The organism is Vibrio sp. Isolate33 (assembly GCF_022397895.1).
GTDB classification, from domain to species: domain Bacteria; phylum Pseudomonadota; class Gammaproteobacteria; order Enterobacterales; family Vibrionaceae; genus Vibrio; species Vibrio pomeroyi.
Genome location: NZ_JAKEUP010000006.1, coordinates 1 through 12,756, shown reverse-complemented (window position 1 = coordinate 12,756; position 12,756 = coordinate 1). Strand labels below are relative to the sequence as shown.

At 45.4% G+C, this 12,756-nt stretch carries 14 protein-coding genes; 4 read left to right on the top strand and 10 right to left on the bottom strand.

Features of this window, described 5'->3' with window-relative positions:
• The first annotated feature begins 70 nt into the window (after positions 1–70).
• Complete coding sequence (locus L1D37_RS11195; RefSeq protein WP_239847930.1) at positions 71–832, top strand: TatD family hydrolase; 762 nt, start codon at positions 71–73, stop codon at positions 830–832.
• A gap of 315 nt (positions 833–1,147) precedes the next feature.
• On the opposite strand, the gene tatC is transcribed toward L1D37_RS11195, so the two are convergent.
• The 7 genes from tatC to rmuC all read right to left on the bottom strand — a co-directional run bounded on the left by tatC (position 1,148) and on the right by rmuC (position 7,470).
• On the bottom strand, positions 1,148–1,900 hold the full coding sequence (gene tatC, locus L1D37_RS11190) for a twin-arginine translocase subunit TatC (RefSeq protein ID WP_017631975.1): 753 nt from the start codon (positions 1,898–1,900) through the stop codon (positions 1,148–1,150).
• 148 nt (positions 1,901–2,048) lie between these two features.
• Positions 2,049–2,456 carry a Sec-independent protein translocase protein TatB gene (tatB, locus tag L1D37_RS11185; protein WP_239847929.1) on the bottom strand — a complete coding sequence of 136 codons (408 nt, stop codon included), beginning with the start codon at positions 2,454–2,456 and terminating at the stop codon, positions 2,049–2,051.
• Between the two features lie 3 nt (positions 2,457–2,459).
• Positions 2,460–2,702 carry a Sec-independent protein translocase subunit TatA gene (tatA, locus tag L1D37_RS11180; RefSeq protein WP_017631977.1) on the bottom strand — a complete coding sequence of 81 codons (243 nt, stop codon included), beginning with the start codon at positions 2,700–2,702 and terminating at the stop codon, positions 2,460–2,462.
• Between the two features lie 55 nt (positions 2,703–2,757).
• A complete protein-coding gene (ubiB, locus tag L1D37_RS11175; protein ID WP_017631978.1) occupies positions 2,758–4,392 on the bottom strand; it encodes a ubiquinone biosynthesis regulatory protein kinase UbiB in 1,635 nt (544 codons plus the stop codon).
• Entirely contained in the window at positions 4,389–4,994 is a 606-nt protein-coding gene (locus L1D37_RS11170; RefSeq protein ID WP_017631979.1) for an SCP2 domain-containing protein, read from the bottom strand. Before L1D37_RS11170 ends, ubiB begins: the two co-directional genes overlap by 4 nt.
• A 98-nt stretch (positions 4,995–5,092) precedes the next feature.
• On the bottom strand, positions 5,093–5,872 hold the full coding sequence (gene ubiE, locus L1D37_RS11165) for a bifunctional demethylmenaquinone methyltransferase/2-methoxy-6-polyprenyl-1,4-benzoquinol methylase UbiE (protein WP_026012235.1): 780 nt from the start codon (positions 5,870–5,872) through the stop codon (positions 5,093–5,095).
• Between the two features lie 65 nt (positions 5,873–5,937).
• Entirely contained in the window at positions 5,938–7,470 is a 1,533-nt protein-coding gene (gene rmuC / locus L1D37_RS11160) for a DNA recombination protein RmuC (RefSeq protein ID WP_017631980.1), read from the bottom strand.
• 138 nt (positions 7,471–7,608) lie between these two features.
• Between rmuC and L1D37_RS11155 the strand changes: the two genes are divergently transcribed.
• The gene (locus L1D37_RS11155; RefSeq protein ID WP_239847928.1) at positions 7,609–8,514 is read left to right on the top strand and encodes a DMT family transporter; all 906 of its coding nucleotides are present in this window, start codon (positions 7,609–7,611) and stop codon (positions 8,512–8,514) included.
• A gap of 123 nt (positions 8,515–8,637) precedes the next feature.
• On the opposite strand, the gene L1D37_RS11150 is transcribed toward L1D37_RS11155, so the two are convergent.
• From L1D37_RS11150 to ftnA, 3 genes are all read right to left on the bottom strand, one after another.
• Positions 8,638–9,831: an NAD(P)/FAD-dependent oxidoreductase gene (locus L1D37_RS11150; protein ID WP_239847927.1), complete on the bottom strand. Its 1,194-nt coding sequence runs from the start codon at positions 9,829–9,831 to the stop codon at positions 8,638–8,640.
• Between the two features lie 231 nt (positions 9,832–10,062).
• Positions 10,063–10,386: a universal stress protein UspB gene (gene uspB / locus L1D37_RS11145; RefSeq protein ID WP_009848060.1), complete on the bottom strand. Its 324-nt coding sequence runs from the start codon at positions 10,384–10,386 to the stop codon at positions 10,063–10,065.
• Positions 10,387–10,454: 68 nt separating this feature from the next.
• Positions 10,455–10,982: a non-heme ferritin gene (ftnA, locus tag L1D37_RS11140; RefSeq protein WP_017066029.1), complete on the bottom strand. Its 528-nt coding sequence runs from the start codon at positions 10,980–10,982 to the stop codon at positions 10,455–10,457.
• Positions 10,983–11,169: 187 nt separating this feature from the next.
• Here ftnA and uspA point away from each other — a divergent pair, with 187 nt between their 5' ends.
• The gene (gene uspA, locus L1D37_RS11135; RefSeq protein WP_017631982.1) at positions 11,170–11,604 is read left to right on the top strand and encodes a universal stress protein UspA; all 435 of its coding nucleotides are present in this window, start codon (positions 11,170–11,172) and stop codon (positions 11,602–11,604) included.
• A gap of 52 nt (positions 11,605–11,656) precedes the next feature.
• Complete coding sequence (locus L1D37_RS11130; protein WP_176680673.1) at positions 11,657–12,535, top strand: carboxylate/amino acid/amine transporter; 879 nt, start codon at positions 11,657–11,659, stop codon at positions 12,533–12,535.
• Positions 12,536–12,756 lie beyond the last annotated feature (221 nt).

The following is a 12,756-nucleotide window of genomic DNA, read 5'->3' as shown; positions in this document are numbered from 1 at the left end:
AAAATGACCTTCTCCTCACACTGCCGTATACTCATGACAACTCAGTAAAGACCGCTTTCAGGACAAAACAATGATCGATACCCATGCTCATATTTATGCGAGTGAATTTGATGAAGACCGCGAGCAAGTTGTAGAGCGCGCACTGGCTCAAGGGATTGATACCATTCTATTGCCGAACATCGACTTAGAATCTATCGAGCCAATGCTAGCGACGGAAGCTCAGTTTCCTGATGTGTGCCGTTCAATGATGGGCTTACACCCTTGTTATGTGAATGGAAATATTGAAGAAACACTAAAGACCATTCGTGCTTGGTTCGACAAGCATAACTTCATCGCCGTGGGTGAGATTGGTATCGACCTGTACTGGGATAAAACCTTTAAGGCCCAACAAGAGATGGCTTTCGTGACTCAGTTACAGTGGGCAAAAGAGCTCGATCTACCCGTGGTGATCCACACGCGCGACTCCATTGAAGAGACACTTGAGCTACTGAAACAAGAGCAAGATGGCAGCTTACGTGGCGTATTCCACTGTTTTGGCAGCAGCTTAGAAGAAGCTCAAGCGATCAACGCTCTAGGATTCCACCTCGGATTAGGTGGTGTTTCGACCTTTAAGAATTCAGGGATGGATAAGGTGATCCCACATCTGGATATGAATTACGTCATCCTAGAAACAGATTGCCCCTACTTGGCACCGACACCAAATCGCGGCAAACGCAATGAGCCATCCTACACAGAATTGGTCGCAAAACGCATCGCCGAACTGCGCGGAATTACCCTAGAAGAAGTCGAAAACATAACCACAACAAATGCTAAGTCATTGTTTAATTTATGATAAATCTATTAATAAGATAATTTTATGAATTTATAGCCGATTTATTTGTTAAAGCAAAGTGATGTGTATACTATCAACCACCTGCATATGGAGGTAGTTGATTATGTGTGACCATTCACAACATTTACAACGTCAGCATCGAACCCTATGGCATAAAATTTTGGGCATTAAAGAGCTCTATATATGTCAGAACTGTGGCTATCAGTTAAAGATTCGATAAACGGACATAATAAAAAAGCGGCCCTAGGCCGCTTTTTTATTATGTGATTTTTGCTTGAGAACGCGCTCGAACATGTTCTCAAAGAATCTTGCGAATCAAGACTCGGCTTCTTCTTCGTCAGCATCTGGCTTACGCACATAGAAGCGCGCAAAGAACAGACCAATCTCAAACAGAATACACATTGGAATCGCCAATAGTGTTTGTGAGATCATATCTGGTGGTGTCAGCATCATACCGATGATGAAAGCACCCACGACAATGTAAGGACGCTTTTCAGATAAAGCCTTCGGCGTTGTTGCTCCAGTCCAACACAACAAGATAATCGCGACAGGCACTTCAAAAGCAATACCGAACGCAAAGAACAGCGCGAGTACAAAATCGAGATAGCTCGATATGTCTGTTGCGAACTCTACCTGCCCCAAAGAGATAGCCGTGAAGAAGCTAAATACCAGCGGGAATACCACGAAGTAAGCAAACGCTACACCACAGTAAAACAACAAAGAACTCGATGCCAAAAGCGGCATGATCAAGCGCTTCTCATGCTTGTATAAACCCGGAGCAACAAACGCCCACACCTGATACAAAATAAACGGCACCGCGACAAAAATAGACGCGATTAAGGTTAATTTCAGTGGTGTGAAAAATGGCGATGCAACATCCGTTGCGATCATCGTCGCCCCTTCAGGTAGACGATCTACTAAAGGTGCTGATACGAATTCATAAATATCATTAGCAAAATAAATTAGCCCGATAAACACAACCAGAACCGCGACAATCGCGCGCAATAGGCGATTACGTAGTTCCAGAAGGTGGCTAATTAAAGGCTGTGTCTGCTCAGTCGAAGACATGTCAAACCTCTTAAACAGGAAGATCGAAAAGGAGCCGCGCACCTATCTATCCAGTTGAATTGGTATCCACTTGAATAGATATCTACTTGAATAGCTATCGACTTAAACATCTAGCGACTCAAGTATCAAACGACTCCTCCTTGCGAGACTATTCGGCTTTCTTATCTGACGGTGCTGAAGCTTCGCTGCTAGTCTGAATGGTTTCAGGCTCAGCAGTTTCCGTGACACTAGGTTTAGTCTCACTTGGCTTATCAGACTCAGGCTTAGCATACGGACGTTGAACCTCAGCAGCGGCCTGCTTAAGTTCATCGACTGACGCCTTAAGGTCTGGAGATAAATCTTCCATACCCATTTGTTCCGCCTTACGTAGGTTTTCTTGTAGCTCTTGCACCTTAAGCTCGTGAGAAAGTTCATCTTTCACACTGTTTGCCATACTTTTCGCCGCACCAACAAACTTGGATACGCTACGAATCGCAACAGGCAAACGCTCAGGTCCTAAAACCACTAACCCAACGACAGATATTAATACCAGTTCCCAAAAACCGATATCAAACACGATTTACGCCTGCTCTTTGTCTTTCTTTGTTTCAGCAGTCGCTTCTGTCTTCTGCTGTTCAATATTCTTTGGTTCGAAGTCTGCATCTTTCTTATCTGCAGGCTTGTCTTCATCGCTCATCGCTTTTTTGAAGCCTTTAACCGCTGAACCTAAGTCACCACCCATGCCGCGCAGTTTCTTTGTTCCGAATAGCAAAATTACAATTACAGCAATGATTAGAAGTTGCCAAATACTGATACCACCCATTGTCATTGTCCTCGGGTCTGTCTACACATAAAAAAATATTAAGAGAGTCTACTGTCTAACGACGGTAAGCTCGCCAACTAAGCAACCAAAATGTGACACCTGCGATGCCACAGCCCATAGATAGCTGCTCATAAGGGCTTGAAACTAATATTGCGGAGCATACGACTAAAGTTGCTCCAACACCAAACAAAAACTTTCCAGTTGCTTGTTGGCGCTTACTATCTCTATAGCCTTGATAGAGCTGATCCATTCTGTGGTTCATCGCTTTACCTTGGCGTAAGCTGTCATAAAGTAGCTCCGGCAGCTCTGGCAGTTTTTCTGCCCAGAATGGCGCGCGCTCTTTCACTGCGTTGATCACAGCTTGCGGCCCCACCTGATTCATCATCCAAGTTTCAAGGAAAGGCTTAGCCGTTGCCCACAAATCAAGTTGCGGATACAACTGGCGACCTAGGCCTTCCACATACAACAAGGTCTTCTGTAGAAGCACCAACTGAGGCTGAACCTCCATGTTGAAACGTCTTGCTGTATTAAATAAGTTTAGCAACACATGGCCAAATGAGATCTCGCCAAGTGGTTTTGCAAAAATTGGTTCACACACCATGCGAATCGCGAACTCAAAGTCGTTGACGTTGGTGTCGTGTGGCACCCATCCCGAATCAACGTGCAGCTCAGCGACTTTACGGTAATCTCGGTTGAAGAAAGCCAGCAGGTTCTCTGCTAAATAACGCTTATCTTCGCTGTTGAGTGTGCCGACAATGCCGCAATCCAAACCTATCCACTGCGGGTTATCTGGATTTTCTGGGTTAACGAATACGTTGCCCGGGTGCATGTCTGCATGGAAAAAGCTATCACGGAACACTTGGGTGAAGAATACCGTCACACCACGTTCGGCGAGCAATTTCATGTTAGTGCCGTTGGCGTTTAGCGTCTCAATATCCGAAACCTGAATACCATAGATTCGCTCTGACACCATCAAGGTTTCACTGCTTAAATCAGGGATAACCTCTGGAACATACAGCTCTTCACTGCCTTCAAAATTACGTCGAAGTTGAATCGCATTGGCCGCCTCACGGCGCAGGTCTAGTTCATCCAGTAAGGTTTTCTCGTACTCGTGAACCACCTCAACAGGTTTCAAACGACGTGCTTCAGGAAGCGACTTAGCGACTATACGCGCCATTCGGTGCATCAGTTTTAGATCTGCATCAATCACCGGGCGAATATCAGGGCGAATTACCTTGAGAACAATCTCACGGCCGCTCTCTTTGAGTTTCGCAGTATGCACCTGAGCAATAGAAGCCGAAGCCAAAGGCTCAATATCAAAGTCGGTAAACCAGTTATCTAAACTGCCACCGAGCGCCTTTTCCATATCTTGTTTAGCCAGTTCACCATCAAATGGCGCAACTTGGTCTTGCAACAGTGCCAGCTGATCCGCGATATGAGGAGGGAACAGATCGCGACGTGTCGACATCATCTGTCCGAACTTGATCCACACAGGGCCAAGTTCTTGCAGCGCGAGGCGTAAGCGATGACCCAACTCTTTATCTTGATGCTTGTTTTTAAGCCAAAACAGTGACTTTCGCGCCAATAAAGGGGCTTTGGTCAATTGGTGCTCAGGCATCAATTCATCAAGGCCATATTCCAACTGTACCTTGATAATATGATAAAGACGTTTCAGTTCTGTTGGGGTCATGCTTTCTCCAACAAAGCGTTCAACTTAGCTTCAAGGCGTGCTGCTGAGCTTTTTACGTCATCAACCTGATCGCAAAAATGTGCCACTTCTAATGGCGCTGGAGCAATCTTCCACTCTTCAGTTAATACCTGAGCGAGGTGGTTTTGATGCTTAGTCGCTTGCTTAGCCACAAGGCCGCCAACATTCTTAACGCCTTGCACCAAGGTATGCGCAACCACATCACCTGTCACACGCGACAACCACTCTTCCAAATCCGGCTTGCAGTCTGTCATCAGTTGAGCGAATTTTTGAGCCAGTTGAATATCACCTTCTAAGATCAGCTTATCTTGCTTGATCAGCTTGGTGATGTTCGATTGCTCACGCAGTTCAGGTAACACCGATAGGTTCAAAGATAGGTAGCAGTCAGGCTGCCCTTCGTATTCTGACAACACATCAATCTGTTGGCTGAAAACGAAAGTGAGTGTTTTATTCAACTCTTTCAAATTGACTTGAATGATCTGCCCCTTTAAACGAGACAAACGACGAACCAAAGCTGGATCATCGTTCACGAAAGTATTTAAAGAGGTTTCAATAACCGCGGTTACCAATGGATCAAATGGCATGACTGTCCTTACCTTTGAAAACGGATAAGCCTTAACCTATCCGTTCTATCTTTATTCTTATTGTTTAGCACGCTCAGCGAGCCTGCTACCAAGTTCGACTAGAACTTGTAACCGCGGTGCAGCGCAACAATGCCGCCCGTTAGGTTGAAGTATTTTGTATTTTCAAAACCCGCTTCTTGCATCATGCCTTCCAAAGTCTCTTGATTTGGGTGCATGCGGATAGATTCTGCAAGATAACGGTAACTGTCTGCGTCGTTAGCAATTAGCTCACCCATTTTTGGCAATAGGTGGAAAGAGTATGCGTCGTAAACCTTTGATAGTGGCTCAAGCACTGGCTTAGAAAACTCAAGAACCAACAGACGACCACCCGGCTTAAGCACGCGGTACATAGAACGCAGCGCTTGGTCTTTATCGGTTACGTTACGCAGACAGAAGCTGATGGTAATACAATCGAAGTAGTTATCTGGGAAAGGTAGCTCTTCAGCGTTCGCTTGTACGTAGTGTACGTTGCCAACAATGCCGCTATCACGCAGCTTATCACGGCCAACATTCAGCATTGAGTTGTTGATATCAGCAAGAACCACGTGGCCTTTTTCACCAACAATACGCGAGAATTTCGCAGTAAGGTCGCCAGTACCACCACCAAGATCTAGGATACGCTGACCAGGGCGAACGCCACTGCAATCAATCGTGAATCGCTTCCACAAGCGGTGAACACCACCCGACATTAAGTCATTCATGATGTCGTATTTAGCGGCTACAGAGTGAAATACCTCTGCTACTTTCGCGACTTTTTCGTCTTTCGCGACTGTTTCGAAACCAAAGTGTGTGGTTTCTGACTCTACTGCTGAATTTGTCTGCACGCTTGTGTCCATAATGCTGTTATCTACCATGGTAAGTTCTCATCGACAGCACGCTCCGTGTTTAGAGGCGCTGCGGCCGATTAGTTTACTTTATCCTCAGCGGGTTGTCTTTCTACTAAGGAGGCATTTTCTGAAAAAGCCTCATTTTGCGCCATTTCGGCCAAACCAATCGAGATAGGTTTCTTCACCTCAACCCCAAGTTGCTTGAAGCTTTCGGCCTGACGAATCACGTTGCCACGGCCTGTGACTAGCTTATTCATCGCACCTTGATAGCTTTGGTTAGCTCTATCTAGTGAGCTACCAAGGCCTTCCATGTCATCAACAAACAAGCGTAACTTGTCGTAAAGCTTGCTTGCACGTTCCGCGATAACTTGTGCGTTCTGATTCTGCCTTTCGTTACGCCACAGGTTATCAATGGTACGCAATGCCACCAGCAGAGTGGTTGGGCTGACCAAGATAATGTTTTGCTCCATCGCATCTTTCACCAAGCTAGGGTCGGCTTGAATCGCGACTTGGAATGCAGGCTCGACGGGAATAAACATCAACACGTAATCCAAGCTTTGGATACCTTTAAGCTGATGATAATCCTTCTGGCTTAGCCCTTTGATGTGCGCTCTTAACGACACCAAGTGATCACGCAGTGCAGCATCACGCTGCTGATCGGTTTCAGCATTGAAATAACGTTCAAACGCGACCAACGCCATTTTCGAATCCACCACTACTTGCTTATCTTGTGGCAGGTGGACAATTACATCGGGTTGATAACGCTTGCCAGCATCGTTTTGTAGGTTCACTTGCGTTTGGTATTCATGACCTTCTCGCAGGCCTGATTCAGCAAGCACACGAGCCAATACCACCTCACCCCAGTTACCTTGCTGCTTATTATCACCTTTAAGCGCCTGAGTCAGGTTAACCGCTTCACGCGTCATACTTTCATTGAGGCGTTGTAGATTTTTCAGTTCATGCACTAAGGTGTGGCGCTCTTTGGCTTCTTGGCTAAAGCTGTCATTAACCTGCTTCTTGAAGCCTTCTAATTGCTCTCTCAACGGCGATAACAAGCCTTCTAAGCTTTGCTTATTCTGTTGATCGACCTTAGCGGTTTTGGTTTCAAACAGCTGATTGGCAAGATGCTCGAACTGTTGCTTTAAGCGTGATTCCGCTTGTTCTAACAGTTGCAACTTTTCACTGTTGGCGAGGTTTTCCTGATCGTGCCTTGCTTCTTGCTCGCGAAGTTCGGCTTCCAATTCAGATTTATGGTCTTTCAGCACATTGATCTCATCGGCATACTGCTGACGTTCTTGCTTCACCGCTTCAAAGTAGCGAAGCTTTTCCATCGCAGCCATCACCTTGCCGTGCGCTTGCTTAAGTTCGAATGCCGCTTTGTCTCGGTCGTCGTCCAACTCATCAAGCTCTTGCTGCGCCTCTGCGAGTGATGATTTGAGCTGCGACTGCTGAGATTCATGCAACAAACGATCGGACTCTAGCTGCTGCTCGAGCAATCGCTGCTGAAAAGAGAGCTTCTGTTTAACCCACCAACCCACGACACCACCACTGACGAGCGCGCCAGAAATTGCAGCAATAAGCGTTGCCTGATGTTCGATAATCCATTGCATGATAATGATTTAGCCTAATTGGAAATAACTCATTAAATGGTATTTTGATACTGGATAAATGTCCAGTTTGCCGTATTAAAATTCGACAGATAGACTAAGCGCTCCGTATTCTGTCCCATCAAATTAGAATGAGTTGCTATGAACGAACGTCGTGCCTTGGGCTTTGGTCTTTCCGCAGTGCTACTGTGGTCAACGGTCGCTACCGCTTTTAAGCTGACCCTTGCTGAGTTTTCACCGATTCAAATGCTGACTATTGCCAGTATTGTGTCGTCGATTGCGCTGATCGTCGTTTGCGCCTTTCAAGGTAAACTTTCTCAGCTAAGTACTACGTTTCTTTCAAACCCTTGGTATTACCTGCTGCTCGGTTTAGTTAACCCACTGGCTTACTACCTGATTCTATTCAAAGCATACGACCTGCTGCCCGCTTCTCAAGCTCAAGCGATTAACTACAGCTGGGCAATCACCCTAACTTTAATGGCAGCGGTTTTTCTGGGACAAAAGATTCGTAAGCAAGATTGGATTGCGTGTACCTTCAGCTACGCAGGTGTCGTGGTCATCGCCACTAAAGGCGACGTGTTAGGCATGCAGTTCGATAGCCCACTCGGTGTCGCATTGGCTCTGCTTTCAACTCTACTTTGGGCAGGCTACTGGATTCTCAACACCAAAAACAAGGCTGATCCTGTGGTTGGCGTACTGCTTGGGTTCTTAGTGGCGCTGCCATTCGCGATTGGTTTAACCATTTACGAGGGCGAAAGCTTTAGCCAAATTACGGCGCAGGGTTGGATGGCGGTGACTTATGTTGGCCTATTTGAGATGGGGATTACCTTTGTGTTATGGCTATCGGCACTGAAACTGACCAACAACACAGCCCGTATCAGTAACCTAATTTTCGCCTCACCGTTTATCTCGTTGATGCTACTTTCGACCATTATTGGCGAAGAAATCCACCCCGCGATACTGTTTGGTTTGGTACTGATCATTGCTGGTTTGGTGATTCAACAGATCAAGTTTTCAAAAAACAAGACCGTTGCTAATGAGAACTAAAAGCGTCGATTGATCGCGAAATTCTTCAATTTAGTCGGCTTTAACTCTAAATAAGATACAAAAATGGCGAGTCACGTGACTCGCCATTTTTATGTAACCTGAACTAGTGGATAAGCGAAGTGCTTACACCCACTGACCTGCTGCAAAGCCAGAACTCCAGCACCATTGGAAGTTGTAGCCACCCAACCAGCCCGTCACGTCCATCACTTCGCCAATGAAATAGAGGCCAGAAACGCTCTTACATTCCATGGTTTTTGAAGATAGATGGTTAGTATCGACGCCGCCTAAAGTCACTTCTGCAGTTCGATAGCCTTCAGTACCATTAGGTGCGATTTTCCAGTTCTCTAGATGCTCGACAATGTCATTCAACTGCTTTTCGTTGAACTGCTTAAGCGGTTTGTCTTCCAGCTCTTTACGATCAATCAATACCTCTACAAAGCGCTTTGGTAGTGCTTTTGCCAAGGTGTTCTTCAAGCTCTGGTTTGGGTGTTTCTCGCGAGAATTCGCCAACAACTCGGCCACATCAACCTCTGGTACTAGGTTAATCGAAACCGACTGACCCGCTTTCCAGAACGAAGAGATTTGCAGCACAGAAGGGCCAGATAGGCCGCGGTGCGTAAACAGCAGTGCTTCTTTGAATAAGGTGCCATCTTGCGCCGTGATCTCCGCAGGAATCGCGATGCCAGAAAGCTCCGCGAAGTCTTCTTTGTCTTCTTTATGCAGCGTGAACGGCACTAAACCCGCTGTGGTCGGCATGACTGATAAACCGAACTGCTCTGCAATCTTGTAACCAAATGGGGTTGCGCCTAGCTTAGGCATCGACAAACCACCTGTCGCGACAACTAACGAGTCACACTCAACTTCGTCGGTGTTGAGGTGCATCTTGAAGCCAGAATCGGTCTTTTCAATTGAGTGAACATCACAACGATAGCGCTGCTCAACTTTCGCTTGCTTGCACTCATCAAGCAGCATGCTCACTATGTCTTTTGCGGTGTGGTCATTCACACAGAACAGTTGGCCGTGATCGCGCTCTTCGAACTCAATACCGTACTTGCTTACCATCGAGATGAAATCCCAGTTAGTGTATTGAGATAAAGCTGACTTCACGAAATGAGGGTTGTTACAAAGGAAGTTGTTCGCTGACACGTCATAGTTAGTGAAGTTACAACGACCACCACCTGAGATTAAAATTTTTCTGCCTGGTTTTTTCGCATGATCAACCACCAGCACTCGTCGGCCACGTTTACCAGCTTCCGCAGCACACATTAAGCCTGCGGCGCCCGCACCAATCACGATTACATCAAATTTTTCACTCATTGTGGTTCTGCTTTCTTCACTTTTGCATCACGAGTACACCCTGTTCTCGAAATGCCATCAATAAAAAAGGATGTGCATAAACAGCACATCCTTACTAATTGCTCGCTATTTTAGCGGCAATTTTCAACTTTGCAATTGATGTTCAATTGTACAAATTCCAGACAGCTTCAATTGAGCTATCAAGCTTAACGAACGAACAACCAACACTCTATATCACACGAACTGGATCACCTAGACGATGAACGAGGACAATAACGTCACGCCAAGCAGAGCAGAAGAGAGTATGAATAACTGTCTTACACGATCACACTTGGAAGTGAACACCTCGTCATGGTGATGGTGATACTCTTTGCTTTTGATGTAACTAAACAAGCGGACTTGTTTGGTCATATTGCCATGAGTTGTGAAGAACCCACCTCCGTCTACTTGTTGATAAAGCAGAGGATGTGCTTCTCGCATAATATAAATCAGTGTTCTTAGCGCAGTAAAATAACGCGCCCAGTTCACACAAGTCACAACCATTAGTGCAAATAGAATAGTGTCGCCGCTGATCATCCTTTCCTCCCTACATCTTCATCAGAAAACTCAAAAGAAAAAGATAATCAGTGTCTTTCTCGTACTACCTAAACGGCAGGAGCTTCCATAATTGAAGATGAACCATCTTTTGCCAATTGCGCTAGGTCTTTATCAATAAAGAACAGTGCTTTACCGTCTTCACCAACAAGTTCTAGCTTATCCAATACACCTTTAAACAACTTCTCTTCTTCGTGTTGCTCTGCAACGTACCATTGCAGGAAGTTAAAGGTTGAGTAGTCTTGTGTGCTGAAAGCAACGTGAGCCAGTTTGTTGATCTTTTCAGTAATCATCTGCTCATGTTCATAAGTTTCACGGAACACTGCGCCAAGGCTTTCGAATTCGTGTTTTGGTGCTTCAATTGCACCTAGAATTGGCATCGCACCTGTCTCGCTTACGTAAGTAAAAAGACGCTGCATATGCTCCATTTCTTCTACCGCATGAACACGCAGAAACTCGGCTGCACCTTCAAATCCTTTGTCTTCACACCAAGCACTCATTTGTAAGTATAGATTGGATGAGAAAAATTCTAGGTTAATTTGATCATTCAGTTGCTCAACCATAGTTTTTGACAGCATTTAAGACTCCTAATTACATCCTCAATTTTCTCTACTATATCACTATTTTATTAATATCTCGCAGAGCATTAGTTAACCAATTTTGAATCATCACTACGCAAGACAGTGGATATGAGATCACTTCAGCAAAAAAAGCCATCGCATAGTGCTAATCTTTAATCAGACAATGAATAAAGGAGGTAGCGATATGAGTTACAAACATATTTTGGTCGCAGTCGATTTATCAGATGACAGCAAATTAATTGTGGATAAAGCGGTAGCATTGGCAAAGCCATTGGAAGCCAAAGTCTCTTTTATCCATATCGACATTAACTACGCAGAGCTCTATACCGGCCTGATTGATATCAACATGGCAGAAACCCAACACAACGCGATGGAAGCCTCTCGTATTCAACTGCAAAACTTTGCCGAACACGCTCAATACCCAATCACTCACACCTTAGTGGGCAGTGGTGACCTGAGCCACGAGTTGTGTGACACCATCAACGAGTTCAATGTGGATTTAGTGGTTTGCGGACACCATCAAGATTTCTGGAGCAAACTGCTCTCTTCAACACGCCAACTGATCAACGCCTCACCGGTTGATATGCTGGTCGTGCCTCTAAGAGATTCAGAAGACTAATGATTTAAGGTTAGGTAACATACAGCTCATATCTTATTAACGAAGTTTTACTATGAGCTATTTAGCTGGTGTTACCCTCCTATGGGCCTTCTCTTTTAGCCTGATCGGCGTCTACCTTGCAGGTCAGGTTGATTCTTGGTTTTCAGTACTAATGCGCGTTGCCCTTGCGGGTATCGTGTTCCTTCCTTTCCTTAAATTCCGCGGTGTGTCACGCAAACTGATCGGAAAGTTAATGGCGATTGGCGGTATCCAGCTTGGCTTAATGTACTGCTTCTACTATCAGTCCTTCTTGCTACTATCTGTACCCGAAGTCCTTCTGTTTACTGTCTTTACTCCAATCTACGTCACCCTGATTTATGACTTTCTCAAAGGACAATTCTCACCTTGGTACCTAGTAACGGCTGCAATTGCTGTATTGGGCGCTGTGTTCATTAAGTTCGCAGGAATTAACGACAACTTTTTAGTCGGCTTCCTTGTCGTGCAAGGCGCGAACCTATGTTTTGCTATCGGCCAGGTTGGCTACAAGGTGGTGATGGAGAATGAACCCACTGAGTTGCCTCAACACACGGTATTTGGCTACTTCTACTTAGGTGCTTTATGTGTAGCTTCAGTTGCTTTCATGCTTTTGGGCAACCCTGAAAAACTGCCAACCACCACACTTCAATGGGGAATCCTGATCTACCTGGGTTTAATCGCTTCAGGTTTGGGTTACTTTATGTGGAATAAAGGCGCATGCATGGTGAATGCAGGTGCGCTTGCAGTAATGAACAACATCCTAGTGCCTGCTGGCTTGGTGGTGAACATTCTGATCTGGAATAGAGACGTCGACTTGGTTCGACTGTCGATTGGTGGTGGGGTTATCTTGCTTTCATTGTGGGTCAACGAAACTTGGGTGAAAAAGCGTGTCGCGAGATCCGCTAGCAACGCTTAATCGGCTTGATTGAATCGATTTTGAGTTACCCCAGAAAGCAAAAGAGCGACCTAAGGTCGCTCTTTTTAATTGGGTTGTACCGTCCTAACTATGGTTGACACATTTCCAACATGAAATTGGAGAGTGTCATGAAAACAACAAGTAGACGTACTCAACGAGATTATTCTCTTGCCTTTAAATTGTCAGTCGTAACCCAAGTTGAAAAAGGCGAAATGACTTAT